Genomic DNA, 24510 nt, shown 5'->3' with positions numbered 1-24510 from the left:
ATTATTATTTTTTAAAAGCACTTAGTATGGTGCTAAATGCCATTTCTAAGGCGTTTGCATTTTTTCTTTGGAGAGGTTCTTTACATTTTGGACAAGAAAAAATTTCACCACTAAAAGACATAACATCAGATTTTGGAACTATTACTTTAGAATACCCGCATTTTTTACATACTTTTTTAAATGGCATAGGACGTATCATTAATTTCCTTTTTTGTTTTGTAAGCTGTTAAAAATTATCCATTTTTTGCTCTTTTATTTCACTCGGATTTGCGTTTTCAAAAATCTCTTTTATGCTAGCACATGTTTGTTCGTATTTTTCTTTGAGTTCTGGGTTGTTTTCTATGGCTTCTTTTCCGCCAAATAAATCTGAAACAACCAAAGGCTCGTTGAAAAATTTATCATCCACCACATCAACTACATTATAAACTTTTTCAGTAGCTTGCCCAAGCATTTCACATGCTATGTCTTTTGGATCATCAGTCCAGTATGCATTTTCTTCTTTGGTTTTGTCATACCATTTTTTTAATCCATATCCAGTTGCAGCTAAAGCAACTCCACCTAAAATAAAACCTAATTTTCCCATAAATAACTCCTTTTGTTTTGATTTACAAAAGGAATTATATTTTAGCTTTATGACAGGTTGTGTCGTTTTTTAAAATTAAGCAGTTGGTAACTCTTGATTTAATTCCCCAATGCGATTTTTCATATCTAGCAACTTAGCGTTAAGCTCCTCTGTGTTTAATTTTTCAGATAATTTACTATTGATAATCGGATTATAAATATCATTAACTTGTTCAGTTATTGCTTTTGTAAAATTATCTTTAATATGAAGAATTATATTTTTTATTTCATTGATAATATGCATTTGTTTTGCTTTATTTTCTTCATTTTGAGATTCTGTTTCATTGTCTGAAAAAACAGTTGATAGTATAGTATTTAAAACTGCAACACATTTTAGAGCTAATTTTGCATAAGGATGTGGAATCGCTATAAGTGCAAGCTCCAATCCACTTAACCATTTTTTTGCATCATTTTTTAAGAAATCTGTTATACCAGCATCTTCATCAGAGTTGGAGGTATTAAATTTAATTTCACCGCATTTACTTAATTTATCAAAAGTATAGTTGATATTTTCAATATTTTTTTTGAGATTTTCAACTTTTTCTTTCATGGTATTTTCTAATTTTTGTTTTATTTCATCTATGCTTTGTTTTATCACATCTTCAAGCAAAGATATATTGCCTTCACTTTTATCATATAACTCATTTTCTAATTTAGAACATTTTTCATTGACAATGCCTAGTAATTCATGTTTTACTACCTCTTTTTCGCGTTGAGTGTTGCTGATGAAATTTTCTATAATTTCTATAGATTTATCATCTAACTTTTTATCTATAGATATATTAACATCATCTATAAAATCATTAATATTTTTATTACATAATTGTATTATTTCTTTTTCGCCACTGCTATAGAATAAATCTTTGATCTTGTTTTCAAGTTCATAAAATCCACTATTTTCATATAAAAGATTTTTATTTTCAGATTTACCTTTAAAAGCACTTAATGCATTAACTGAATAAACGGATATTTTTTCTTTAGCATCTTCTTTATCAAAACCAAATTTTTCAAGATTTAAGTAAATTACTTCGCGTTGCTTAATATCATCCTCATCACTTACATTTTGTTTTTTATTTAAGATAATAATGGCTGATTTATTATCATCTATAATTTTTTTTATTTTTTCATATAAAAAGGTTTGCTCAACATTTTCATTGCTCATTACAAATAAAATCAATTCACATTGCTTATAATAATCATCTGCTATTTTTTGATCTTCTTCGGGTGCATTTACTCCTGGAGTATCAAAAATTTCAAAATCATTATATTTGTAAGATTGTACTTGTTTTGTTTCAGGAGCATCACCTGTTTTTGCTACTTCTTTACCTACTAAGGCATTTATCAAGGTGCTTTTTCCAGAATTATATACCCCATAAACCATCATTTTTGGTTTAAAATTTTCTATTTTATCTTGCAAAGTATTTTTAAGATGAGTTATTTTTTCTTGATCGCAAATTTGATGACCAACCAGCTCTGATTCTACATTTTGCAAAATGGCAATTTTGTTTTTGTATTGTTCAATTATATTTTTCATTTATTTTCCTTTAGTTTTAATAATTTGTTTTCTAGGCTTATAATGTTTATTTTTAATCCTTCTGCTATTTTTTCACAAGGAACTAAAACATCATTATAAAATGTTTTAATACTCTCATTTGCTACCTCCTCATAGTGTTTTTTTAGCAATTGGATATTTTTTTCTATCAGTTCAGACCTATTGTCACCTGCTTTGATTTTTTTATTTGTTGTTTCTTCTTTGTAGAAATAGTCAAAACTGATGGTATTTATAAATTTTTCAAAAAAGCCTCTCGGTATGGTATATTTGTATGTTTTATATTTTGTTTCTATTTTTGAATCTAAAGCAGGAGCTATGATGTTAAATCGCATAACAAAATCATTTACTAGTTTATTAACTTCAGAGCATATTTGGTTATTTACTTTTTCTGCTATAGTTTTTGCTGTGTTTTTAAATTTTTCCTCTGCATTAAATTCATTAATTTCATTTACTATAATGTTTAATTCTTCGTGCAATAATAAAGAAATTTCATTATTCAAGTTAGATTGTATAGCTTGTCCTTCTCTCTTTTTTTCTTCGATTAGATTCTTTAAAGCTTGATAGTCATCTTTGGCGTTTGATTTTTCTAAAATAGAATTAATTAAAGAATTTAATCTTTTTTGTGGCACTTCTTCTTTGAGTTTTTGAGCTTTTTTTGTTAGCACTAAAGACATAGAATTGTAAAATTCTTCTATATTACTGTTTTTAAATAATTCTATATTGTTTGTTTTAATCCCTTCTTGTGCTGTAAAAACTGAAATTGACATAATTTTTTCATTTTGTTCTAAATTTGGGATTTTTTCTTTGGTTGTATTTAAAACATATTCTTCCTGTTTTTTTCTATCTTCTTCTTTTTTATTTTCTAATATAGCAACTATTTTTCCATCTACTTCATCTTGTATTGTTTTGTCTGATTTTGTGATGATTAATCTTAAAGCAGAGCCTTTACCAGAATTTACTAATTCATTGATTTGTTCTATTTCATCATTTTGTAAAGGTGCATCAGAGCTAGTTGGAAAGATGATATAATCAGCAGCTTCGATATATTGTTTAGCTAAATTTCCATTTTCTTCCGTTGTAGATAATAATCCTGGAGTGTCTACCCATGCTATACCACCATTTTCATCTTTTCCGCCTAGTTTGAATAATTGTATAGAACTAGTGCATTCTGTAATATCTGTTTTAAATTCTTGAATTTCTTCTAGTTTTTCACTTTCTCTTTCTTTTCCGGTTTTATCGTAGACTTTAAAATAAGGTTTTTGGCTTTCTAAGCAATTGCTAGCTACAAAATTTCCTAAAGTACTTTTACCGGCCTTTACTTTTCCATAAATAATAACAATGAAATTATTTTCTAATTCATCTCTAAATTTGTCTTCATTAGAAAGTTTTAAAATTTCATTTTCCCAGTTGGATATAGCTAGGTGTATTGAATCTAACTTTTGCTTTAAAAATTCACCAATTTCTTGATTTTTAGTTTCAAGTTGAGCTATATTGATTTTTACACAATTTTCTTTAAATTCTTTTACATAATTTTCTACTTGCTCTCTTTTTTTAAGTAAATTAGTTCCTATTATGCTTAATTTTTCTAAGTCATGATAGAATTGATTTAGTTGTTCTTTCATGAAATTTCCTCTATTTTTGTTTTTAGCTGATTTTGAATTTCTTTTAATTGCTCAATGTCGTTTTCGAGCGAGTATATTTGCTCGTCAATATCATCAAGCTCTTGACTTTTTGCAAATACAATAAAGGGTTTTGTGGAATTTTTACAAGCGTCTGTATAACTAGAAGTTACTAGCTCTATTTTTTTATATTTAAAATCTTCTTTGTATGCATTAAGTAAATTATTGTATTGTATTTCAGAATCAGATTGTTCTTTTTCTTCAAAATTATAATCATCATTATCTTTTTCTGTAACACTATCATATATTTTTTTACCAACAAAAGCAGATGCTACTGCGGCTCCTACCCAAAATAATGGCAACATGATATCTCCTTAATTTAAAATTTTTGCTAAGTTTTTATTAGCTTTTTTGATTTCATTGTCAATCGTTGTTTTGAGTTGTTCTCTTTTTGTAGTCTTGTCTTTTAATTCTTTATTTTTTTGAGAAATTAAATCATTTATTTTTGTAAAAATTTCATGATTTCGTAGTTTATTTTTTCTATTTTCATCTACTTTTAAATTGGATTTTAAATCATTAAGTGTTTGATTTAATAACTCTATATTGCTATTTTCTATGAGTAGTTTTTTATTTTCATTATAACCCTTAATATAGCTTTCAGATGAAATAGGAATTATTTTTATTTTATCAATGGTTTTTTGGTCGATAAAATTTAATAATTGATTTTCCATACTTTCTTTGACTTGTTTAATTTTATCTCTATCTACTCCATCAGATTTTGACAAAATAATGATTAAATTTTTAACAAAATTATCATCATTATTTTCAACTAATTTTTTCAAATACTCAAATTCTTGTTTGTGTAATTCCCCCGTTAAAACACTATGTACAAAAAGATATATGTCAGATTGCAAAAATCCTTTAGAAGCATTTGCATCATCGTTTTCATCAATATTTAATCCAGGTGTATCGATAAAAATTACATCTTCATATTCTAAAGATTTAATTTCTTTTGTTTCAACTATATCAGCTACTGAAAAATTATTTTTATCAAAAGAATTTGTTAAGGCATTGAGCAGTGAGCTTTTTCCGCTATTATATAAACCTATGACGCAGATGCTTGATTTTTTGTTAATAGTTTCTAATATGGTTAAAAAACTTTCATATTCGTTTTTTATATCAAGTTGATCTAATGTATCATTGTTTGACATAAGCTTCCTTTCTGTTTGTAAATAATTATACAAATATAATCTTTTGATTGTCAAGAAATTTAATTTAGTGAAAAATTATATTTTATATTTACGACAGGTTGTGTCATATAAGAGTTAAATTTCAAAATATAAAAGATATGTTGATAATATTTTATTAGTTTATTGGTGTAGCAAACAAGTATTGTGATGTTACAATACTTGTTTATTGTCTAATCTTTGCTTTTGTATTAAAATTCCTTTTAAAATGCTAAAAGTATCCATGCCCAAGATGAGATTTCTTAACTTTTTAGTTTGCTCTAGCGATGAGGCTTTTTCATGTACAGCTGTGTTTCTTATGTCTTGCAAGGTATTCATGTGCTTGCAAAGCTCATAAATGATAAAATTTTTACATTTTATTTCAAGTAAGTCTTGAATTTGTTTGTTTATAAGTAAAAATTTCATCGTGCCTATGTTTGGTTTATGTTTAAAAAAATCACTTAATGTATAAGCATTTTGTTGTACGCTATAGCTTATATTTTTTATGCTTTCATCTTTTTGGCAAAGTTGCAAAAATACTTTTTTACAAAAATCATAAATTTCATATTCTAAGGTTTTAGAGTATTTAACGATGATAGAGGTAAAATCATACAAAGGATCTTGTTTGTTTTCATCAAATTCCATTTCAGCATATATTATATTGCTAATGCTATCAGGGTGTAAAAGATGAAAAAGCTCATTTCCAAAGATGTATTTTTTATAAATATCTTGAATTTTTAGATACTCTTGACTTTTATAAACGTTTAAATAACACTTTGTTTCATCTAAAAAATAATCAATCTCGTTTTTTTGCTTGATGATTAAAGGATATACATAAGAATTTCCATAGATAGCATAAGAGTTGTTTTTATAATTTGGCGTGGTAAAATTTGATAGATAATGATTTTTAACAGTTGTAAAATCTTCACGAACTAATTCTCTTAAATCTTCTATGATGAAATAACACTCGATGTTAAAATTCTTTTCTTTATAATAACTTGGTAATAAACTCTCATCATCTAAACTTTTGCTTACCTTTGTGACCTTTGCTACAAATAAATTCGCATAATCACTTAAAAAAAGTTGCAAAGGACTATCTTTACTAGTGCTAGTATAAATTTCATCTAAGTCTTTTTCAAAAGAATTGTTTTGATCGTTGATTTTTGATTTTACTTTGGCAAAAGCAACTTTGCCTTTATCAAGCAGAATTTGCAAATGCTCTTTGATGACATTATCTTGATAGTAAGGATTATAAAGGATTAAAAGATTGTTCATAGTTTTCCTTGAAAATGTTTGATTTTGGTATTTTACTTAATTTTAAAGAAAAATTCTTAAGAAATGAATTTAATTTTTCTAAAGCATAGTTATAGTAAAATGATAGCTTTCTTTTATGAAAAAATTTATCCAAAGGATACACATGCCAAAAATGAAAAGCGTTAAAAGTGCTGTTAAACGCTTCAAAGTAGGTAAAAATAAAATCAAAAGAGGTGCTGCTTATAGAAGCCACATTTTGACTAAAAAACCTGCTAAAAGAATGCGTGATCTCCGCACTTCTAAGTATGTTCACTCAACCAATGTTAAAGCGGTTGAAAAAATGTTAGGAATTTAAGCCCGCTTAAATTTAGTTTTTGACGAAAGTCATTCAAACTCCCCTTGTTTTAAAGGGCAAGATTCGTTTAACGAACGCCAATTTGTGAAAGGATAAATATGGCAAGAGTAAAAACAGGTGTTGTAAGACGCCGCAGACATAAAAAAGTTTTAAAACTTGCGCGTGGTTTTTATAGTGGTCGCCGCAAACACTTTAGAAAAGCTAAAGAACAATTAGAAAGAAGTTTGGTTTATGCGTATCGTGATAGACGCCGCAAAAAACGCGATTTTCGTCGTCTTTGGATAGTGCGTATCAATGCAGCTTGCAGACTAAATGATATTAGTTATTCAAGATTTATAAATGGTCTTAAAAAAGCAGGCATTGAGCTTGATAGAAAAATCTTAGCTGATTTAGCAATGAATGATGCAGCTGCTTTTGCAAAAATTGCAGATGCTGCTAAAAAAGCACTTTAATCTTATTGCAAGGCTATTTATAAGCCTTGTTTTTCTCTTTGCTTTCTTCTTAAATTCTCTTTTTGCTAAAGATATTTTGCTTTTTAAAGTTTATGATGAAAAAGCATTTAAAGATGTAGATTTAAGTCATTATCTCATGAGCGAAAAACTCGATGGCGTAAGAGGTCTTTGGAATGGTAAGTCTATGCAAACAAGAGCAGGAAATACTATAAAACTTCCTTCATTTTTCACAAAAAATTTTCCTAAATTTGAATTAGATGGAGAACTTTGGATAAAAAGAGCTTCTTTTGAAGAAATTTCATCTTTAATACGCCAAGAAAATCCTGATGAAAAACTTTGGCAAAAAGTAAGTTATAATGTCTTTGATGTGCCAAATGCTTGTGAGGAATTTAAGCTTGATCCTTGTACCTTAGAAGCAAGATTAGAAGTTTTGAAAAAGTGTTTGGCTAAAAATCCAAATGATTTTATAAAAATTATTCCACAAGTTTCCATTAAAGATAAAAATCATTTAGAACAATTTTATCAAGATATCATTTTGCATAAGGGCGAGGGTATAATCATAAGATTAAACAATGCACCTTATGAAAAGAAAAGATCAAATAATGCTTTTAAACTAAAACCTTTTGATGATACAGAATGTGTTGTAAAAAAGCATTTTGAAGGTAAGGGAAAATTTGAAGGTAAAATGGGATCTTTACTTTGTGAAGCAGTGATTGAGGGTAAAAAAGTGAGTTTTAAAATAGGTTCAGGTTTTAAAGAAAGCGATCGCTTAAATCCTCCGCCAATTGGTGCTATAATTACTTTTAAATACAATGGTTTAACCAAAAATGGCAAACCAAAATTTGCTAGTTTTTTAAGAGTGCATGAAAATAGTGTTTTAAAGTAAAAGTAAATTTCAACTTTTCTTTAAAAAAGCACTAAAACAAAGATAAAGCACAAAAGCTATACAAGCGCTAGCTATGATACAAGCTCCACTTGCAAGGTTATAATAAAAACTCACAAAAAGCCCTATTACGCAAAAACTTATGCTCAAAAGCGTAGAGATGATCATCATTTGACCAAGCTTTTTAGAAAAGCTCTCAGCGATAAATGCAGGTATGCTAAGTAAAGCTATCACAAGTATAAGTCCTACTACTTTGATACTTATAACAATACAAAAAGCCATCATCGCGATTAAAAGATAGTGAAAAAGATTAGTTTTAACCCCTCTTAAGCTTGCAAATTCTTTATCAAAGCTTAGAATTTCAAATTGACGATAAAAAAGCAACACTAAAATGATAAAAATCACATCAATCACTGCAAATAAAACTATATCTTGTGTAGGTACAGACAAAATACTACCAAATAAATACCCCATTAAATCACTATTATAACCAGGAGTTAAGTCTATGAGTATGATACCAACAGCCATTCCAAAAGCCCATATAACCCCGACTATATTGTCACTTCTAAAAGGATATTTTTGTACTAAAAATGCTACAAGTAAAGCCAAAAAAAGAGTAAATAAACTCGTACTAACTAATACCGGCAAGCCAAAATAAAATGCTATGCCTATACCCCCAAAAGCCCCATGCGTAATGCCTCCTGCCATAGAGCTTAAGCGGTTGATCATGATCAAAGTCCCCATAATTCCACAAGCAATGCTAGTTAAAAATGCAGCTAAAAAAGCATTTTGTATAAAAGAGCTAGATAAAAGCTCAAGCATGATTTTCTCCTTTGCAACAACACCGCTCCAAGCTAAGCTCCACATCACAAAAATGCGTGTGATTTTGGCTTAAATGTGCTAGTAAATGTGCCTTTTTTTCAGGCGTATTTTCATGCAAGAATAACTCTTTGTTTAAATACGCGATTTTATTTGCATAAGCTAAGCTTACATTTAAATCATGGCATATTACTATCACACCAACCCCACTTTCGTGTAATTTTTTCAAAAGCTCAAAAATCTGTACCGAGCCTTTAGTATCTATGCTTGCAGTAGGCTCATCAAGGATTAAAAGCTTGCATTCACTTGCTAGGGCTCTTGCTATATAAACTCTTTGTCTTTGGCCTCCGCTTAATTCGTTGATTTTTTTATCCCAAAAATTTCTCATACCTACTTTTTCTAAGGCTAGTAAGGCTTGTTCTTGATCTTTTTTGGTATAAAAACCAAAGAATTTTTTATCCACCCTTCCCATCATCACCACTTCTAGCACGCGTACTGGAAAGTTTGGATTAGCTAAAGTATTTTGTGGGACATAACCTATATCCTTTAAACTTAAGTTTTCAAAGTTTATATTTTTATGACTATTTATCAAGCCTAGTATGAGTTTTAAAAGTGTAGATTTGCCTCCACCATTTGGTCCTACTATGGCTAAAAAGTCTTTACTTTCATAGTTTAGGTTAATATTTTTTAAAACCTCATCTTGGTTATATGAAAAGTTTAAATTTTTAATATTGATTTTTATCATTGTAAAACACTTGCTATATTTTTTGCATCTTTTAAAAGCTCATTTTTATAATCATTTGGCAAATGATCAAGTTCTATGATTTTAAGATTATAATTACTCGCTATAGCTTTAATGGTGTTGTTATCAGCTCCTTTTGGCACGAAAATAGCTTTGATTTGCTCTTTTTGTATGAGTTTTGCAAGTTTGGCTAAGTCTTTTGGCTTAGGTTCTTTCCCTTCTATTTCTACAGGAATTTGGCTTAGATGATATCTTTTTGCAAAATACCCCCAAGATGGATGATAAACTAAAAAATGCTTATTGTTTGTGTTTTTAAATAAAGCTTGTATTTGTAAATTTAATGTATCCATTTCTTTTAAGAAATTTTCTAAATTTTGTTCATAAAATGCTTTATTTTGTGGGTATTGTTCTATAAGTGCTAAGGTGATATTTTTAGCATGGGTTTTTGCTAAAAGTGGGTCAAGCCATGTGTGAGGGTCATCTCCATGATGATGATGTCCTTCGTGTGCATGCTCTTGCAAAGGTATAAAATCAATGCTATTTTGAGTAGAGATGATTTTGGTATTTTTGAGATTATCTTTAAGTTTTAAAATCCAAATTTTTTCAAATTCTAAATTTGCAGTAAAGTAAATATCACTTTTTTCAAGCTTTAAAATACCACTTGGCTTAAATTCGAAAGTATGCTCATTTGCATTAGGCGGTATGACTATATTGATGTCCAAAGTGTCTTTAGCAATTTGCTTTACAAAATAAGCTTGTGGGGCTATACTAACACTTACCAAATCTTTGGCATATATACTTAAAAATGAAATCAAACACAAAAACAATACTCGCATAATTTTCCTTTCTAAAAACAAAAAAATATTATACTATATTAGAAAAAATAAGGAGTGAAGATGAATTTATGGAATAAAAAAGCAAAAAGCTATGCAAGATATAGTTCTAACTTAAACGAAATTCAAAAAGCCACTTTTGCAAAACTTGGATCTTTACAAGGCAAAATAGTGGTGGATATAGGCTGTGGGAGCGGTGTTTGGACTTTGCATTTAGCACAAAAAGCAAAAAGTGTTTTAGGTATAGACAGCTCTAGTGCTATGCTTGAAATTTTACAAGAAGATGCAAAAACTCATGCTATATCAAATATAAAAACTTTAAATTTAGACTTTGAAAATTTTTATAAAAACAATAACACAAATTTTGGTTTAGCCTTTTTGAGTATGTCTCCTGCTTTGCAAAATGAAAAAGACTATAAAGCTTTTTTAAACTTAGCTTCTAAAAAAGTGTATTTAGGCTGGGCGAGTAGGCGCAAAAGTAGCTTTTTAGATCCTATATTTGAGCATTTTAGCACGCATTTTAAAGGTTTTTATGAAGAGGATTTGCAAAGTTTTTTAAATGTACAAAGTATCCCTTATGAGTATGAAATTTTTAATGAAACTAGAGTAGTAAAAAGAGATAAGGATAGTGCGATAGAAAATGCCTTATGGCATTTGAGTATGAATGGCATTAATGCAAACAAACAAGAGTTAGAAAGCTTTGTAAAAGATGAGGTAGAAGAGATTATAGAAGCTAAGATAAAACTTTTGATTATTGATTAAATTTCAAGGCTAAATAACCTTGAAATTTAAAGTTTTTCCCACCATAAATGGCACTACATCGCCGTATTTTTGCGCTACTTGCCATTCTTGTTTTTCTAAAGTGATGATTTTATCTTTTTCAAATTTAAGATTATGGATTTTACAAGCATTATCTGAAATAAATTTTTGTAAATTTGTTTCATTTGAGTATTTTTCAAAAAGTTCAGCCAACACAGGTAAAATCACAGGCGCACTAAATACGCCAGCTGCACACCCACAACATTCTTTAGTGTGTAATGGATGAGGTGCGCTATCACTTCCCAACATAGCCTTTTCATAGCCGCTAAAAGCAAGCTCACATAAAGCGTCTTTGTCTTCATAGCGTTTTGCAATAGGTTTGCAAAATAAATGTGGATCCATCTTACCACCCACTACATCATCAAGCGTTATCATTAAATGATGTAAAGTGATAGTTGCGTATAAATTTTCATAATCTTTTAATAAATCACACAAAACTTTAGTGGTGATATGCTCCATTACGATTTTTAATTTTGGAAAGTTTTTAGCTAATTTTTCATAAATTTTAGCAAAATTTGCTTCTCTATCCATTACAAAATCATTTGTTTCTCCATGTACAAGTAAAGGCAGTCCAAGCTCACTCATAGCATTTAGTGTAGGTTTTAACTTTTCTATATCAAAGCTTGAAATTCCATTATCTGAGTTGGTAGTGATACCTGCAGGATAAAGCTTGATAGCAAAAAGCTCATCTTTGGCTTTTTCTAAAAATTGCTCATCATAGTCTTTAAAAAATAAAGTCATCAAAGGCGTAAAATCTTCATTTTTACATGCTTTTAAAATGCGTTCTTTATAAGCTTTTAATGCGTTTATTTCAGTAAGCGGAGTGATTAAATTTGGCATGATAACTCCCGCTTTAAAGTCTTTTGCGCTAAATGGAGCTACAAGTTCAAGCATGCTTTCATCGCGTAAATGTAAATGCATATCCAAAGGGTTTTTAAGCGTCATTTTATCTCCTATTTGAGTTTATATAAGCCGTTTTTGAGCTTTTCAAGCAAAGCTTTTTCTTCTAAAAATTTAAAAGTAGAAATGATGGTTGGTTTGCTGATGTTTAACTTTTTAGAAAGTTCTTCGATATTTGCAAAGACAAAGCCATCTTCATTAGCATGAAGGGCTAAAAATTCTAAAATTTCAAAGCGTTTTTTACCAAAGATTTTTATGCATAGTGTTTTTACTTTATCATCCATTCTCTAGCCATATTAAAAAGAATAAAACTCCAAGTAATTATAGCCAAAACAACGCTAAAAAACACCCCAGCGCTCGCACAATCTTTTGCTTTTTTAGCTAAGATGTGAAATTCGCTCGTACAAAGATCCACGCAAGCTTCTATGGCAGAATTTAATGCCTCTATAATTAAAATCAAAACTAATACTAAAATAAGCACAAAATGTTCTAAAAAACTCACAGGTAAAAATAAGCTTACAAAAATCAAAGGTAAGATAATGGCAAATTCTATTCTAAAAGCCATTTCATCTTTAAGCAAGAATTTAATGCCACTAAAGGCATAACTTGCATTTTTAAATAAAGAATACTTTGGCTTCATTAAGGATTTTCCTTTAAATTTTTACTATATAAGTCATAGTTTTCTTCATATTCTTTAGTTTGGACATTAAAATATCCTAATAAACTTGAAAAAATATTATCTTGAGATAATTTATAATCTTTCTTTTTTTGTAATTCTTGGATTAAATTATTATCTTTGCTCCAAAGAATCATAGGAACATGAGTTTGTTCTTTTGGTGCTATAAAATAGGGCATTCCATGAAGGTAAATTCCATTTTCTCCCAAACTTTCTCCATGGTCTGATACATATAACAATGAAGTATTTTGTGAAGGACTTTGCTTTAGTAAGTCAATAAGACTTTTGATGATAAAATCTGTATAAAGTAAAGTATTGTCATAGGTATTAGTTAATTCTTCTTGCGAGCATTGTTGTAATTCATTTGTATCGCAAGTTGGCGTAAATTTTTTAAACTCATTTGGATAGCGCTTAAAATAAGCTGGTCCATGAGAACCTTGCAAATGAACGACTATGATTTTACTTGAAGATGGATTTTGTAATTGTTCTTTTACAAGCTCAAGTAAGCTCTCATCATAATCTTTTGAAATCAATTTATGTGCTATACGATCGCAGTTTCCTTTGCAACCTCCAGAATTATTTCCAAGCCAAACACTTTGAACTCCAACTCTTTGTAAAATATCTAAAGCATTTTCTTCATAAAGACTATTGTCAAAAGTAGCTCTTTTGTGTCTTGAAAATATACAAGGTAAACTTCTAGCAGTTGCTGTCCCACAAGAGCTTACATTGTCAAAATATATTAAATTAGGTTCGTTTTTGGTATAAAAATTAGTATCATTTTTGGTATAACCACCCAAAGAATAGTTATTTGCTCTAGCGGTTTCCCCTATGACTAAAATCATAGTTTTGTTTAAGTCTTTTTCCATTTTCGCATCTAAAGCTATCTTTTGAAGTTCTTTTTCTGGAATAACTTCTAATTTTATATATTTAATTGCTGAATAAATTTGATAAAAAGGAGTGTTATAAACTCTTACTTCATTATAAGTTCTTAAAAATGGTACAATACTTTTTGAAAAAATTCCAAGCAATCCAAAAGCAACAAATAAAGCAACAAATAAAGTGCCAAATTTGATGATTAAATGTTTTTTGATATTGTGATATTCTATTTTAATTTTTATAACTAAAAATGCTGGAATCACAAAAGTAAAAAATATATAAACAAAAATATTAAAATTAATCAGATCGCGTACTTCTTTTTGATCAGTTTGCATAGCATTTCTAATCATATCATGATCTATAATAACACCATAATTGATCATAAAATAACTACTAATTGAACTCACACCTATTAAAAAAATCATTAAAATCTTGCTAAGATAAGGCAAAAATAATAAAGCGAAAATTCCAACTAATAGTGCAAAATATATAATTATATATAAAATAATGGAAATATCATTATTATGAGGATGTAAATTTTCGTGAATATAAGAAAACAATTTCAGATTGATACTAGTTATATAAAAAGCACTCAAAATAATAAATTTAAGCCACGATATATTAAAAAATTTCATGAAATCCTTTCAAAATTAAAGATTTAATTATAAATAAAAATGGTTAACTTAATATCTTTATGGTATGATTTTGCTTTTTGTAAGTTTAAGGATTAAATTATGAAATTATTATCATGGAATGTAAATGGCCTAAGGGCAATTTGTGATAAAAATGCACTTGATTGGATTGAAAAAGAAGAAATTGATTTTATAGGTTTTCAAGAAATCAAAGCACACGAGGATAAATTTCCAAAAAGAATTTATGAGTATCCTTTTAAACATATGTATTCAAATAGTGCTAAAAGAGCAGGGTATTCAGGTGTAATGAGCTTGTGTAATTTTGATTGTGAGGTAAAAAAATGTGAGTTTTTTGATGATGATGAGGGTAGAGTTTTAGAGCATAGCTTTAAAAATGTAGTTTTGTTTAATATTTACTTTCCAAATGGTCAAAAAGATGAAGAGCGTTTGAATTTTAAAATGAAATTTTATAATGACTTTTTAATGTATTTAGATAAACTTTTAAAAGAAGGTAAAGAAATTATCATCTGTGGAGATGTTAATACCGCACATCGTGAGATAGACTTAACCCACCCAAAAGCTAATGAAAAAACTTCAGGTTTTCTACCGATTGAGCGTGCTTGGATAGATGATTTATTAAAATTAGGTTTTATAGATACTTTTAGACATATAAATGGCGATGTTAAAGAAAAGTATTCGTGGTGGAGTTATAGAATGAAAGCAAGAGAAAGAAATGTAGGCTGGAGGATTGATTATTTTTTCATTTCTAATGGCTTAAAAGATAAACTTAAAAATGCTTTTATAAGAGATGATATTTTTGGCTCAGATCATGCTCCTGTAGGGATAGAAATCGATATTTAAGGTATTTTTTAATGCCTTAAATAATTATTAAGTAAAAATTGTTATAATTTCATCTTAAAACTGCAAAATGGCCCATTCGTCTAGCGGTTAGGACATCGCCCTTTCACGGCGGTAACACGAGTTCGAGTCTCGTATGGGTCACCACTTACTATTTTATATCCGCTTTTTTTGATAATCATTGTCATATTTTACAAAAAGTTACATTGTTCGATTTAAATATTTTTTATTTGTTTTATCTTATTTAAATTAAGTTTATTTTAAAATACTTATTATTAATATATTGAAAGTTATTGTTAATAATTTGTAAATTTTTTACATTGACTTCACACTTGTTTTTTAAAATATACAAAAAGGAGGACAAAATGTATAGACCTAAAAGCAAAAATGAGTTAATGAATTTGGTGCATAATGAAAGAATTTCTCTAAGGGATATTGAAGTATCTTTGATTGATGATTTTTCTTATGTATTTTATTATTCTAAAAGATTGGATTTTTTAGGTATTGAACATTGGGATGTATCAAATGCTAAAGATATGTCTTATATGTTTTATTGTTGCGAAAGTTTTAATGCAAATTTGTCACGCTGGAATGTTTCTAAAGTTGAAAATATGGCAAGTATGTTTTTTAACTGCAAAAATTTTAATCAAGATTTATCAAAATGGGATACTCAAAATTTAAAAGATATGTCTTATATGTTTTTTAATTGTGTTAATTTCAATCATTCTTTATTGCATTGGAAAACTTCAAATACTACCAGAATGGCACATTGTTTTGAAAACTGTCATGCGTATGAGCATAGTGTTGTGAATTGGGATGTGCAAAATGTAATTACTATGGCATATCTTTTTCACAATTGCAAAAATTTCCATCATGAGCTAGATGAGTGGAATATCCAAAAGGATTGTAATACTGAAAAAATGTTTGGAAATCGTGGTATTGATAAACTTTATGCAGTAAAAGGTATAGAGTTAGAATAAACAAAATTCACACAATTTTTGTGTGAATTTTTCTTTTGTCTTTTTAAGTTTTTCATCAAGTTTTTGTACTAAACTTATCTTCATAAAGCGTTATTTTTTAGCTTCTAGAGATTATTTTTTAGGAAAATTTACATGAAAATAAAATTTATTACAAAAAGAGATAAAAGTCAAGTTGCATTTGATATTTTTAAAATTAAAAATGCTATTTTTAGAGCCAATATAAACTCTACTGATAAAAAATTAGAAAATGATGAATTAGGTAGGCTTTGTGATGAGGTTGTAGCTTTGCTTGATGAAAATCATGCACAGGTAGAACAAATTCAAGATAAAGTTGAAGAGGTTTTAATAAAAAATGCTTTAATCAATACTGCAAAATCTTATATATTATACCGCCAAAAAAGAACACAAATCCGCAATGGTAGCTATGATTTGCTAAATTTGTATGATGATTTAACCTTCAAAGATTCCAAAGAAGCTGATTTAAAAAGAGAAAATGCCAATATCAACTCAGATAGTGCTATGGGTATGATGTTAAAATATGGTTCAGAAGGAGCAAAATACTATGTAGATGAGTGTATTTTACCAAAACATATCGCAAATGCACATAAAAATGGCGATATACATATACACGATAAAGACTTTTATATGCTAACACAAACTTGTTGTCAAATAGACTTGTTAAAGCTTTTTGAAAATGGTTTTAGCACTGGACATGGAAGTTTGCGTGAGCCAAATGATATCAGATCTTATGCTTCTTTAGCTTGCATTGCTTTACAGGCTAATCAAAATGAAATGCATGGAGGTCAATCTATACCAAATTTTGATTTTGCTATGGCAAAGGGTGTGGCAAAGACTTTTCAAAAAGAGTATAAAAAGGCTATAAATGCTTTTTTTGAAATAAAATTAGAGCAAAACTTAGATGAGCAATGCTTTAAAAATGCTAATTTTCAAGTTTCAAGCGAAAAAGAATGCTTTAAAGAGCTTTTAAAGCTTGATTTAAATAGTGATGAGAATTTTTTAAAACAAGCAAATGCTTATGCTTACAAAAGAGCATTAAAGCAAACCCAAGATGCGACTTTTCAAGCTATGGAAGCTTTGGTGCATAATCTTAATACTATGAACTCAAGAGCAGGAGCTCAAGTGCCTTTTAGCACGCTAAATTATGGCACCGATACTTCTTTTGAAGGGCAAATGGTAATAGAAAATTTACTCAAAGCCACGATGAAAGGCTTAGGAAATGGTGAAACACCAATTTTTCCTGTGCAAATTTTTAAAGTAAAAGAAGGTATTAATTATAATGAAAAAGATCCAAACTACAAGCTTTTTAAACTCGCTATAGAATGTGCTTCTAAAAGACTTTTTCCAAATTTTAGCTTTTTAGATGCAAGTTTTAACGCAAAATACTATAAAAAGGGTGATTATAATAGCGAAGTAGCTTATATGGGTTGTAGAACTAGGGTTATGGCAAATGTTTATGATGAGAGCAAAGAAATCACAAGCGGCAGGGGAAATTTAAGCTTTACAAGTATAAATCTTGTGCGTTTAGCCATAGAAGCCAAAGGAAATTTAGAGTTTTTTTACTCACTTTTAAAAGAAAAATTGGAGCTTGTGTATGAGCAATTACTTCATAGATATAAAATTCAAAGTCTAAAAAAGGTTAAAAATTTCCCATTTTTAATGGGCGAGGGAATTTGGATAGATTCAGATTCTTTAAAAGAAAATGATAGCGTAGAAAAAATCATAGCACACGGGACTTTAGCTATAGGTTATATAGGACTTTGTGAGAGTTTAATAGCTTTAGTAGGTTCTCATCATGGACAAAGTCAAGAAGCAAGGGATTTAGGTTTGCAAATCGTGCGTTTTATGCGTGAATTTGTCGATGAAAAAGCACTCAAAGATAAGCTTAATTTTTCACTCATAGCTACCCCAGCTGAGGGTTTAAGTGGAAGGTTTTTAAAGCTAGATCAAAAAAAATACGGCATTTTAAAAGGCATAACTGATAAAGATTTTTATACTAATTCTTTTCATATTCCTGTGGATTTTCCTATTAGTATATATGAAAAAATTCAAATCGAAGCCCCATATCATGAGTTAAATAATGGCGGGCATATTACTTATGTAGAATTAAACGGCGATGTGAGTAAGAATTTAGAAAGTTTTGAACGCATTATAAAATGTATGAAAGAAAGCAATATAGGCTATGGCTCGATTAATTTCCCACTAGATAGAGATCCGGTATGTGGTTATAGTGGTGTGATAGATGAGTTTTGTCCAAAGTGCCATAGAAAAGAAGATGATATTAAATTTGAACGCATAAGAAGAATCACAGGTTATTTAGTAGGAACGCTTGATCGTTTTAATGACGCTAAAAAAGCTGAAGTTCATGCAAGAATTAAACACGATTTTTCTTAGATTAGCCGGTGTCATAAAAGAATCCATAGTCGATGGCTATGGTTTGCGTTATGTGATTTTTACTCAAGGCTGCCCTCATCATTGCAAAGGTTGTCATAATCCACAAACACATGATTTTAACAAAGGATATTTGCAAGATTTAGCAAGTTTGTATGATGATATTTGTAAAAATCCTTTACTCCAAGGTGTTACTTTTAGTGGCGGGGAGCCTTTTATGCAAGCAAAAAATTTAAGTATTCTAGCAAAACACATTAAGGCTTTAGGACTTGATCTTACTATATATACAGGTTTTACTTATGAAGAGCTATTGCAAGAACAAGCTATGAAAGAATTGCTTATCTTAGCTGATGTTTTGATAGATGGGAAGTTTATTTTAGAGCAAAAAGACTTATCTTTAAAATTTAAAGGTAGTAAAAACCAAAGCATTATTGATGTAGCAAAAAGCTTAGAGCAAGGCAAAGTAATACTTTTTGAAAAATAAAGACTCATTTAGTCTTTTTTAACTTAACTATGTTAGAATGCTATAAAATTTAAAAAAGGAGAACAATATGTTTGAATTAAGAAAACTACCTTATGAAGCAGACGCTTTTGGAGACTTTTTGAGTGCAGAAACTTTTGCATTTCATCATGGCAAACACCATCAAACTTATGTAAATAACCTAAACAATCTTATCAAAGATACTGAATTTGTAGGAAAAGATTTAGTTTATATCATACAAAACTCAAATGGCGGAATTTTTAACAACGCTGCTCAAGTGTATAATCATGACTTTTATTTTGACTGCATTAAGCCAAAAACATGCTGTGGTTGTGGCTGTTCTTTAAGTGATGAGTTTAAAGCAGCGGTTGAAAAAGACTTTGGTTCTATGGAAAATTTAAAAGAAGAATTCATCAAAGGCGCTACAGGAGTATTTGGTTCTGGTTGGTTTTGGCTAGTTTATAACACTCAAAATCAAAAATTAGAATTAGTAGCTACAAGCAATGCTGCTACACCTATCACTGAAGGTAAGGTTCCACTTTTAGTAGTTGATGTGTGGGAGCATGCTTACTATGTAGATCACCGTAATGCGCGCCCTGCGTATTTAGACAAATTCTACGCACACATTAACTGGGAATTTGTAGTAAAAGCTTATGAATGGGCTATCAAAGAAGGTATGAATTCAGTAAGCTTTTATGCAAATGAACTTCATCCGCTAAACTAAAAAATAAAATCTCTTAGAAAGTCTAAGAGATTTTACTCTAAAACAACCCCTTCATTTAGCACAACTTCGCCTATTACATAAGCATCTGAGTTCTCTAAAACTTTTCCTACATTAGATGGATCTACCACCATAACTAAGCCCACACCCATGTTAAAGCTTCTATACATTTCAGCTTCTTCTACGCTTTGGCCTATTTGATAAAAAATTTCAGGAGTTTTTAGATGATGTTTTCTAATAATAGCACCTATTCCTCTTGGAAAAACTCTAGGTAAATTTTCCACTAAACCACCACCTGTTATATGAGCTAGTGCATTGATGAAAGGTTTTAATTTTAAAAAGTCTTTTACATAAATTCTTGTAGGTTCAAGTAAAATATCGATTAAATTTTTACCATCTATTTTATCATCAAATTTAAGCTTTTGTGCTTCAAATAATACTTTTCTAGCTAAAGAATATCCATTAGAATGAAGCCCACTACTAGGCAAAGCTAGTAAAATATCTCCATTTTTTACAAAATTTCTTCTATCTATTTCATCTTTTTCAGCCATGCCCACTGAAAAACCTGCTAAGTCAAAGTCATTGTTATGATACATTCCAGGCATTTCAGCAGTTTCTCCGCCTATTAAGGCACAATTTGCTTTTTTACAACCATTAGCAATCCCTGCTACAACCTTTTTAGCTACTTCTACATCTAACTTTGCACTTGCATAATAGTCTAGAAAAAACAAAGGCGTAGCAAAATTGCAAATTAAATCATTCACGCACATTGCTACTAAATCTTCGCCTATGGTGTCAAATTTTTGACTATCAATAGCAAGACGCAACTTTGTGCCTACCCCATCTGTTGCTGCTAGCATAACAGGATTTTTAAAACCACTTGGCATGGCAAAAGCACCCGAAAAAGAACCTATGCTACCTAAAACATTTTCATTAAAAGTTTCTTTTACTAAAGGCTTAATTGCTTCTACAAAAGTATTACCATTGTCTATACTTACGCCCGCATCTTCATAGCTTATATTCATTTATCTTCCTTTAAGAATTTAAAAGGTATTTTAACTAAAAATATTTTAAGGTTAAATTATGCAAAATGCTTATTTTGTGACTTCAAGTATAGCAGGTGGAAAGTCAAGCTTTATAAAAATAGTTCAAAATTTGGGTTTTGATACTTTAAGTGCAGATGTGATAGCTCATGAGCTTTTAAATGAAAATGCTAATTCTATAGCTAAGCTTTTTGATAATGATGATTTACTTATAGCAGGAAAAATAGATAGAAAAAAGCTTGGTGCTATTGTATTTAATGATTTAAACGCCAAAAAAAAGTTAGAAGGTTTTTTACATCCTAAAATCAAAGAAGAAATTTTACAAAAAGCACTAATTTTAGATAAAAAAAACAAGGCTTTTTTTATAGAATTGCCTTTATTTTTTGAAAATAATCATTATCAAGATCTAGGAAAAAGTATATTGATTTATGCTCCAAAAGAAATTTTATTAAAAAGATTAATACAAAGAGATAATTTAGATGAAAATGAAGCCTTAAAAAGAATTAATTTGCAACTTGATATAGAAGAAAAACTAAAAAAAGCAGATTTTGTGATAAAAAATATTTCAAGTTATGAAAAATTTGAAGAAAATGTGCTAAATTTTTTAAAACATACTTTAAAGGTTAAAAATGAAATTTTATAAATATTGTGCAAGCGGAAATGATTTTGTAGTATTTGCAGATGGTGAAAAAAAAGATCGTAGCGAGTTAGCTAGAATTCTTTGTAATCGTTATGAGGGCATAGGTGCTGATGGACTTATAGTAGTTGTGCCTCATGATAGATATGATTTTGAATGGGAATTTTATAATTGCGATGGTAGTAAAGCAAATATGTGTGGTAATGGATCGCGTGCAGCAGCTCATTTTGCTCATCATTATCTAAAAAAATCACAATATTTAAATTTTTTAACTGGAGCAGGACTTATAAAATCATTTGTTGATGATGACATGGTAGAGATTAAATTAAGTGGAGTGAAGGATATTAAAGAAGCTTTTAAACATAAAGATAGAATTTGGCAAGGATGTAATACAGGTGTGCCACATATGGTGACTTTTGTTGATGATTTAAATGAATTTGATGTAAATTTATGTAAAGAAGTGCGTAAAAAATATAATGCAAATGTTAATTTTGCTAAAATAGAAAATGAAGAATTTATAAGAGTTAGAACCTATGAACGCGGGGTAGAAGATGAGACTTTAGCTTGTGGTACAGGTATGGGAGCTTGTTTTTATCTTGCTTATTTAAATCAAAAAGTTAAAGATGATATTTTAGTAAAGCCAAAAAGCAAAGAAAATTTATATTTTAGATTAGAGGATGATCAAATATTTTTCAGAGGAAAGGTAAAGTGCTGTTTTGAAGCTGATTATAATTTTACTTAGTAGTTTTTTATTTTTAAAAGCTGAATTTATAGCAGGTTTTGATAAACATTATTATGCTTTAAGTATAAAAGAAAAGCGTGAAGTTTTTATCAAAAAAATCAATGCTTTGTTAGATGTTTCTTTCAAAGAAATTGAAAATGAAAAAGAATTTGTAGATATTTTTTTTGAGGAAGCTTTAAAGAGTAATTTTAGAAAACTAAATTTTAATGCTGTGCAAAAACTATGGTTTTTAAAAGAAAAATATCGCGTTAAAAATTTATACGATCACAAGGAATACCAACTGCGTATCCAAAAAGTTCCAAAATCTTTAGCCATAGCCCAAGCAATTATTGAAAGCGCAACTGGTACAAGTCGTTTTGCTAAAGAAGCAAATAATTTATTTGGAGAATGGACTTGGGGTGAGAAAGGTTTGATTCCAAAAGAAAGAAGTGAAGGTAAAACTCATAAAATTCGTATATTTGATAGCTTACAAGAAAGTGTGGATTCATACTTGCTAAATTTAAATCGTCATGATGCTTATAAGGAATTTAGAGCTTGGCGGTGGGATGCTATAAATCAAAATGAAAAACTTGATGGTAAAGAAGCGGCAAGTCATTTGGAAAAATATTCAGAGATTAAAAGTAATTATACTAAGCTTATTATTTCTATCATAAATCAACATAAGCTTGATGAGTTAGATTAATTTCCTAAAGCCCACTCATCAAAAGGTAAAATCATCACATGCACCCCTTCTATGAAAAACTCATCTCTTTGTGAAAGCGTGATGATATAAATAGTCGAAAGTGCGAGTTGATTTTTACTAAGTATTTTTTTGACTTTTAAACTAAGTAAATCTTTATCTTTAAAGGGCGAGCATAAAAATGCATTTTTAAGACTTGGTAAGTAAAAATCAAAATATTTGGTATAAAAAATTTCTTGTTCAAATTTAAACAACTCGCTTAAAATCAAATTTTCAAACAAAGCACTAAAGTCTTTTTGTATGCTTAGAGAATTTTTTAGTGAAAAGTCCCAAAAATATATTTTTTTTAAATTCTTTTCAAGATTTTTTACAAAATACAAAGTGTAGTTTGATTCTAGTTTTTCTATGCTTTTATATAAGGTATCTTTGGAAATTTTTATAGTATTTTTTAGTGTTTTTAATAGCTCATTAACGCTAAATTCATTCCCGAGTTCTAAGGCAATTTGTTTGAGTATGGTAAGCTCTAATGGAGTGTAAAAACTTCTTAAGTATGATGAGTTTGTGTTAAAGTTGTGATTTAAAATCACATTGCGTCCTGTATGTAAAAAATAACTTACCATGGTTTTAGTGTCAGCGTATTTTTTGTTTAAGCTTAAAAATTCTTCAAAGTCTAAATAATCTAAATGAAGTTCTTCAAAATAATCTAAATGAAAATTGCTATCACAAACGCTTATTATGATTTGCAAATTAAGGTGTTTTAAACTGGCAAAGTCAAAATTATGAGCAAAGTTGCAAAGTGCTAAAAATTTAATCTGTGGATTATAGGTTAAAAACGAATTTAAATTTACCAAAGCACTTGCTTGAAATTTCAAATCATCACAATCGATAAAAAGTATATTTTCACTTTTGTACAAAGATAAAAAATTTAAAATTAAATTTTTCTTACCACTTGCAAAACCACCTTTTATAATGATGTTTTTATGGGTTTGAATTTGAATTTTTCTTTCATCAAATTTTTGAAATTTTGGGTAATTATCGTAAAAAAATTGTAGTGATTTCATAAATTTCTTTGTAATTAATGGTGGAGCATAGCGGGTTCGAACCGCTGACCCCAACGCTGCCAGCGTTGTGCTCTCCCAGCTGAGCTAATGCCCCTTTAGATTTTGAAATCATACTATATTTTTTCTTAGATTTTCTTAATGTATAAAAAATCTTGTAAATTTTATAAAATTTAATTTTTATCCTTTTTAAAAGGAAAATAATTAAAAAAAATGTATAAATTTCTTGACATAGCAAAGGCTCTTTTTATATAATCTCAACATCATTTTATATGGTGGTTAGATTCTTATGGGTCTAACGAGTTCTTTACAAAGGAAAAAATATGGAAAGAATCAGGCTTAAGCTAAAAGCTTATGACCACAGAGTTCTAGATCGCACAGTTGCAGCAATTGTAGAAGCTGTTAAAAGAACAGGTGCTGACATTAGAGGTCCAGTGCCAATGCCTACAAAAATCAAAAGATACACAGTTTTGAAATCTCCACACATCAATAAAGATTCACGCGAACAATTTGAGATGAGAATTCATGCTCGTATGCTTGATATTGTAGCAGCTACTCCAGATACAGTAGATTCACTCACTAAGCTTGACTTGGCTCCAGAGGTCAATGTTGAAGTAAGAGCTATGGGTAAATAAGGATAGAA

The 24510-nt window shown here is 29.1% G+C and carries 29 protein-coding genes and 2 tRNA genes; 14 read left to right on the top strand and 17 right to left on the bottom strand.

Annotated elements, in window-relative coordinates:
* Positions 1 to 4: 4 nt before the first annotated feature.
* From L8W57_RS01615 to L8W57_RS01585, 7 genes are all read right to left on the bottom strand, one after another.
* On the bottom strand, positions 5 to 199 hold the full coding sequence (locus L8W57_RS01615) for a hypothetical protein (RefSeq protein WP_263661872.1): 195 nt from the start codon (positions 197 to 199) through the stop codon (positions 5 to 7).
* Between the two features lie 27 nt (positions 200 to 226).
* The gene (locus L8W57_RS01610) at positions 227 to 583 is read right to left on the bottom strand and encodes a hypothetical protein (RefSeq protein ID WP_263661871.1); all 357 of its coding nucleotides are present in this window, start codon (positions 581 to 583) and stop codon (positions 227 to 229) included.
* 75 nt (positions 584 to 658) lie between these two features.
* Positions 659 to 2155, bottom strand: a complete 1497-nt coding sequence (locus L8W57_RS01605) for a GTPase (RefSeq protein WP_263661870.1) — start codon at positions 2153 to 2155, stop codon at positions 659 to 661.
* Positions 2152 to 3795 (bottom strand): dynamin family protein, encoded by a 1644-nt coding sequence (locus L8W57_RS01600; protein WP_263661869.1) that lies wholly within the window; start codon positions 3793 to 3795, stop codon positions 2152 to 2154. The genes L8W57_RS01605 and L8W57_RS01600 overlap by 4 nt, the downstream gene beginning before the upstream one ends.
* Entirely contained in the window at positions 3792 to 4157 is a 366-nt protein-coding gene (locus L8W57_RS01595) for a hypothetical protein (protein WP_263661868.1), read from the bottom strand. Before L8W57_RS01595 ends, L8W57_RS01600 begins: the two co-directional genes overlap by 4 nt.
* A gap of 9 nt (positions 4158 to 4166) precedes the next feature.
* Positions 4167 to 5003, bottom strand: coding sequence for a GTPase (locus L8W57_RS01590; RefSeq protein WP_263661867.1), 837 nt, complete (start codon positions 5001 to 5003; stop codon positions 4167 to 4169).
* Positions 5004 to 5192: 189 nt separating this feature from the next.
* Positions 5193 to 6293, bottom strand: coding sequence for an HP0729 family protein (locus L8W57_RS01585; RefSeq protein ID WP_263661866.1), 1101 nt, complete (start codon positions 6291 to 6293; stop codon positions 5193 to 5195).
* Between the two features lie 142 nt (positions 6294 to 6435).
* Between L8W57_RS01585 and rpmI the strand changes: the two genes are divergently transcribed.
* The 3 genes from rpmI to L8W57_RS01570 all read left to right on the top strand — a co-directional run bounded on the left by rpmI (position 6436) and on the right by L8W57_RS01570 (position 7965).
* Positions 6436 to 6627 carry a 50S ribosomal protein L35 gene (gene rpmI / locus L8W57_RS01580; RefSeq protein WP_039617094.1) on the top strand — a complete coding sequence of 64 codons (192 nt, stop codon included), beginning with the start codon at positions 6436 to 6438 and terminating at the stop codon, positions 6625 to 6627.
* A gap of 98 nt (positions 6628 to 6725) precedes the next feature.
* A complete protein-coding gene (rplT, locus tag L8W57_RS01575; RefSeq protein WP_039617097.1) occupies positions 6726 to 7079 on the top strand; it encodes a 50S ribosomal protein L20 in 354 nt (117 codons plus the stop codon).
* On the top strand, positions 7057 to 7965 hold the full coding sequence (locus tag L8W57_RS01570) for a DNA ligase (RefSeq protein WP_243705632.1): 909 nt from the start codon (positions 7057 to 7059) through the stop codon (positions 7963 to 7965). The genes rplT and L8W57_RS01570 overlap by 23 nt, the downstream gene beginning before the upstream one ends.
* Positions 7966 to 7974: 9 nt before the next feature.
* Here L8W57_RS01570 and L8W57_RS01565 read toward each other — a convergent pair whose 3' ends face one another.
* Genes L8W57_RS01565 through L8W57_RS01555 form a run of 3 tightly spaced genes read right to left on the bottom strand, consistent with a single transcriptional unit; the run spans position 7975 to position 10359 of the window.
* Positions 7975 to 8784: a metal ABC transporter permease gene (locus tag L8W57_RS01565; protein WP_133319118.1), complete on the bottom strand. Its 810-nt coding sequence runs from the start codon at positions 8782 to 8784 to the stop codon at positions 7975 to 7977.
* On the bottom strand, positions 8777 to 9526 hold the full coding sequence (locus tag L8W57_RS01560) for a metal ABC transporter ATP-binding protein (RefSeq protein WP_133319119.1): 750 nt from the start codon (positions 9524 to 9526) through the stop codon (positions 8777 to 8779). Before L8W57_RS01560 ends, L8W57_RS01565 begins: the two co-directional genes overlap by 8 nt.
* A complete protein-coding gene (locus tag L8W57_RS01555) occupies positions 9523 to 10359 on the bottom strand; it encodes a metal ABC transporter solute-binding protein, Zn/Mn family (RefSeq protein WP_133319120.1) in 837 nt (278 codons plus the stop codon). Before L8W57_RS01555 ends, L8W57_RS01560 begins: the two co-directional genes overlap by 4 nt.
* A gap of 60 nt (positions 10360 to 10419) precedes the next feature.
* On the opposite strand from L8W57_RS01555, the gene L8W57_RS01550 reads away from it, so the two are divergent.
* On the top strand, positions 10420 to 11118 hold the full coding sequence (locus tag L8W57_RS01550; RefSeq protein ID WP_133319121.1) for a class I SAM-dependent methyltransferase: 699 nt from the start codon (positions 10420 to 10422) through the stop codon (positions 11116 to 11118).
* A 9-nt stretch (positions 11119 to 11127) separates the two neighbouring features.
* Here the strand turns inward: L8W57_RS01550 and pyrC are convergent, their stop codons facing one another.
* Genes pyrC through L8W57_RS01530 form a run of 4 tightly spaced genes read right to left on the bottom strand, consistent with a single transcriptional unit; the run spans position 11128 to position 14262 of the window.
* Complete coding sequence (gene pyrC, locus L8W57_RS01545) at positions 11128 to 12120, bottom strand: dihydroorotase (RefSeq protein ID WP_133319122.1); 993 nt, start codon at positions 12118 to 12120, stop codon at positions 11128 to 11130.
* A gap of 8 nt (positions 12121 to 12128) precedes the next feature.
* On the bottom strand, positions 12129 to 12359 hold the full coding sequence (locus tag L8W57_RS01540) for a helix-turn-helix domain-containing protein (RefSeq protein WP_012660796.1): 231 nt from the start codon (positions 12357 to 12359) through the stop codon (positions 12129 to 12131).
* Entirely contained in the window at positions 12344 to 12715 is a 372-nt protein-coding gene (locus L8W57_RS01535; RefSeq protein WP_133319123.1) for a diacylglycerol kinase, read from the bottom strand. The genes L8W57_RS01540 and L8W57_RS01535 overlap by 16 nt, the downstream gene beginning before the upstream one ends.
* On the bottom strand, positions 12715 to 14262 hold the full coding sequence (locus L8W57_RS01530; RefSeq protein WP_263661865.1) for a phosphoethanolamine transferase: 1548 nt from the start codon (positions 14260 to 14262) through the stop codon (positions 12715 to 12717). Before L8W57_RS01530 ends, L8W57_RS01535 begins: the two co-directional genes overlap by 1 nt.
* A 99-nt stretch (positions 14263 to 14361) precedes the next feature.
* Here L8W57_RS01530 and L8W57_RS01525 point away from each other — a divergent pair, with 99 nt between their 5' ends.
* From L8W57_RS01525 to sodB, 6 genes are all read left to right on the top strand, one after another.
* Complete coding sequence (locus L8W57_RS01525) at positions 14362 to 15120, top strand: exodeoxyribonuclease III (RefSeq protein ID WP_133319125.1); 759 nt, start codon at positions 14362 to 14364, stop codon at positions 15118 to 15120.
* Positions 15121 to 15189: 69 nt separating this feature from the next.
* Positions 15190 to 15264 (top strand) — tRNA-Glu (locus L8W57_RS01520).
* Between the two features lie 218 nt (positions 15265 to 15482).
* On the top strand, positions 15483 to 16097 hold the full coding sequence (locus tag L8W57_RS01515; protein WP_133319126.1) for a BspA family leucine-rich repeat surface protein: 615 nt from the start codon (positions 15483 to 15485) through the stop codon (positions 16095 to 16097).
* 132 nt (positions 16098 to 16229) lie between these two features.
* On the top strand, positions 16230 to 18509 hold the full coding sequence (locus L8W57_RS01510; RefSeq protein ID WP_263661864.1) for an anaerobic ribonucleoside triphosphate reductase: 2280 nt from the start codon (positions 16230 to 16232) through the stop codon (positions 18507 to 18509).
* Positions 18481 to 18990: an anaerobic ribonucleoside-triphosphate reductase activating protein gene (nrdG, locus tag L8W57_RS01505; RefSeq protein ID WP_263661863.1), complete on the top strand. Its 510-nt coding sequence runs from the start codon at positions 18481 to 18483 to the stop codon at positions 18988 to 18990. Before L8W57_RS01510 ends, nrdG begins: the two co-directional genes overlap by 29 nt.
* Before the next feature lie 67 nt (positions 18991 to 19057).
* The gene (sodB, locus tag L8W57_RS01500) at positions 19058 to 19711 is read left to right on the top strand and encodes a superoxide dismutase [Fe] (RefSeq protein ID WP_263661862.1); all 654 of its coding nucleotides are present in this window, start codon (positions 19058 to 19060) and stop codon (positions 19709 to 19711) included.
* Positions 19712 to 19743: 32 nt separating this feature from the next.
* Here sodB and purM read toward each other — a convergent pair whose 3' ends face one another.
* Complete coding sequence (gene purM, locus L8W57_RS01495) at positions 19744 to 20733, bottom strand: phosphoribosylformylglycinamidine cyclo-ligase (RefSeq protein WP_263661861.1); 990 nt, start codon at positions 20731 to 20733, stop codon at positions 19744 to 19746.
* 58 nt (positions 20734 to 20791) lie between these two features.
* On the opposite strand from purM, the gene coaE reads away from it, so the two are divergent.
* From coaE to L8W57_RS01480, 3 genes are read left to right on the top strand one after another with little or no spacing between them, the layout of a single operon-like run.
* The gene (coaE, locus tag L8W57_RS01490; RefSeq protein WP_133319130.1) at positions 20792 to 21394 is read left to right on the top strand and encodes a dephospho-CoA kinase; all 603 of its coding nucleotides are present in this window, start codon (positions 20792 to 20794) and stop codon (positions 21392 to 21394) included.
* Complete coding sequence (gene dapF, locus L8W57_RS01485) at positions 21381 to 22130, top strand: diaminopimelate epimerase (RefSeq protein WP_133319131.1); 750 nt, start codon at positions 21381 to 21383, stop codon at positions 22128 to 22130. The genes coaE and dapF overlap by 14 nt, the downstream gene beginning before the upstream one ends.
* The gene (locus L8W57_RS01480) at positions 22105 to 22812 is read left to right on the top strand and encodes a glucosaminidase domain-containing protein (protein ID WP_263661860.1); all 708 of its coding nucleotides are present in this window, start codon (positions 22105 to 22107) and stop codon (positions 22810 to 22812) included. The genes dapF and L8W57_RS01480 overlap by 26 nt, the downstream gene beginning before the upstream one ends.
* Here L8W57_RS01480 and L8W57_RS01475 read toward each other — a convergent pair.
* Positions 22809 to 23870 (bottom strand): ATP-binding protein, encoded by a 1062-nt coding sequence (locus L8W57_RS01475; protein ID WP_263661859.1) that lies wholly within the window; start codon positions 23868 to 23870, stop codon positions 22809 to 22811. The two genes, L8W57_RS01480 and L8W57_RS01475, sit on opposite strands and share 4 nt — an antisense overlap.
* A gap of 18 nt (positions 23871 to 23888) precedes the next feature.
* Positions 23889 to 23964: transfer RNA gene (locus tag L8W57_RS01470), tRNA-Ala, on the bottom strand.
* 226 nt (positions 23965 to 24190) lie between these two features.
* On the opposite strand from L8W57_RS01470, the gene rpsJ reads away from it, so the two are divergent.
* A complete protein-coding gene (gene rpsJ / locus L8W57_RS01465) occupies positions 24191 to 24502 on the top strand; it encodes a 30S ribosomal protein S10 (protein WP_012660810.1) in 312 nt (103 codons plus the stop codon).
* Positions 24503 to 24510: the final 8 nt, after the last annotated feature.

Origin of the sequence: Campylobacter sp. IFREMER_LSEM_CL1890, from assembly GCF_025772045.1 — a bacterium.
Taxonomy (GTDB): Bacteria; Campylobacterota; Campylobacteria; order Campylobacterales; family Campylobacteraceae; genus Campylobacter_D; species Campylobacter_D lari_D.
Note: the sequence above shows the minus strand (reverse complement) of the source record. Positions and strands in the feature narration are given on the sequence as shown.

Excerpts from the sequence above, each read along its gene's own strand:
- L8W57_RS01550 (WP_133319121.1), top strand. The coding sequence starts at position 10,420 with ATGAATTTATGGAATAAAAAAGCAAAAAGCTATGCAAGATATAGTTCT.
- L8W57_RS01595 (WP_263661868.1), bottom strand. The coding sequence starts at position 4,157 with ATGTTGCCATTATTTTGGGTAGGAGCCGCAGTAGCATCTGCTTTTGTT.
- L8W57_RS01535 (WP_133319123.1), bottom strand. The coding sequence starts at position 12,715 with ATGAAGCCAAAGTATTCTTTATTTAAAAATGCAAGTTATGCCTTTAGT.
- rpsJ (WP_012660810.1), top strand. The coding sequence starts at position 24,191 with ATGGAAAGAATCAGGCTTAAGCTAAAAGCTTATGACCACAGAGTTCTA.
- L8W57_RS01530 (WP_263661865.1), bottom strand. The coding sequence starts at position 14,262 with ATGAAATTTTTTAATATATCGTGGCTTAAATTTATTATTTTGAGTGCT.
- L8W57_RS01475 (WP_263661859.1), bottom strand. The coding sequence starts at position 23,870 with ATGAAATCACTACAATTTTTTTACGATAATTACCCAAAATTTCAAAAA.
- L8W57_RS01560 (WP_133319119.1), bottom strand. The coding sequence starts at position 9,526 with ATGATAAAAATCAATATTAAAAATTTAAACTTTTCATATAACCAAGAT.
- L8W57_RS01565 (WP_133319118.1), bottom strand. The coding sequence starts at position 8,784 with ATGCTTGAGCTTTTATCTAGCTCTTTTATACAAAATGCTTTTTTAGCT.
- rplT (WP_039617097.1), top strand. The coding sequence starts at position 6,726 with ATGGCAAGAGTAAAAACAGGTGTTGTAAGACGCCGCAGACATAAAAAA.
- L8W57_RS01570 (WP_243705632.1), top strand. The coding sequence starts at position 7,057 with ATGCTGCTAAAAAAGCACTTTAATCTTATTGCAAGGCTATTTATAAGC.
- dapF (WP_133319131.1), top strand. The coding sequence starts at position 21,381 with ATGAAATTTTATAAATATTGTGCAAGCGGAAATGATTTTGTAGTATTT.
- nrdG (WP_263661863.1), top strand. The coding sequence starts at position 18,481 with ATGCAAGAATTAAACACGATTTTTCTTAGATTAGCCGGTGTCATAAAA.
- L8W57_RS01605 (WP_263661870.1), bottom strand. The coding sequence starts at position 2,155 with ATGAAAAATATAATTGAACAATACAAAAACAAAATTGCCATTTTGCAA.
- L8W57_RS01555 (WP_133319120.1), bottom strand. The coding sequence starts at position 10,359 with ATGCGAGTATTGTTTTTGTGTTTGATTTCATTTTTAAGTATATATGCC.
- L8W57_RS01510 (WP_263661864.1), top strand. The coding sequence starts at position 16,230 with ATGAAAATAAAATTTATTACAAAAAGAGATAAAAGTCAAGTTGCATTT.
- L8W57_RS01610 (WP_263661871.1), bottom strand. The coding sequence starts at position 583 with ATGGGAAAATTAGGTTTTATTTTAGGTGGAGTTGCTTTAGCTGCAACT.
- L8W57_RS01515 (WP_133319126.1), top strand. The coding sequence starts at position 15,483 with ATGTATAGACCTAAAAGCAAAAATGAGTTAATGAATTTGGTGCATAAT.
- rpmI (WP_039617094.1), top strand. The coding sequence starts at position 6,436 with ATGCCAAAAATGAAAAGCGTTAAAAGTGCTGTTAAACGCTTCAAAGTA.
- coaE (WP_133319130.1), top strand. The coding sequence starts at position 20,792 with ATGCAAAATGCTTATTTTGTGACTTCAAGTATAGCAGGTGGAAAGTCA.
- pyrC (WP_133319122.1), bottom strand. The coding sequence starts at position 12,120 with ATGACGCTTAAAAACCCTTTGGATATGCATTTACATTTACGCGATGAA.
- L8W57_RS01540 (WP_012660796.1), bottom strand. The coding sequence starts at position 12,359 with ATGGATGATAAAGTAAAAACACTATGCATAAAAATCTTTGGTAAAAAA.
- L8W57_RS01600 (WP_263661869.1), bottom strand. The coding sequence starts at position 3,795 with ATGAAAGAACAACTAAATCAATTCTATCATGACTTAGAAAAATTAAGC.
- sodB (WP_263661862.1), top strand. The coding sequence starts at position 19,058 with ATGTTTGAATTAAGAAAACTACCTTATGAAGCAGACGCTTTTGGAGAC.
- L8W57_RS01590 (WP_263661867.1), bottom strand. The coding sequence starts at position 5,003 with ATGTCAAACAATGATACATTAGATCAACTTGATATAAAAAACGAATAT.
- purM (WP_263661861.1), bottom strand. The coding sequence starts at position 20,733 with ATGAATATAAGCTATGAAGATGCGGGCGTAAGTATAGACAATGGTAAT.
- L8W57_RS01615 (WP_263661872.1), bottom strand. The coding sequence starts at position 199 with ATGATACGTCCTATGCCATTTAAAAAAGTATGTAAAAAATGCGGGTAT.
- L8W57_RS01525 (WP_133319125.1), top strand. The coding sequence starts at position 14,362 with ATGAAATTATTATCATGGAATGTAAATGGCCTAAGGGCAATTTGTGAT.
- L8W57_RS01585 (WP_263661866.1), bottom strand. The coding sequence starts at position 6,293 with ATGAACAATCTTTTAATCCTTTATAATCCTTACTATCAAGATAATGTC.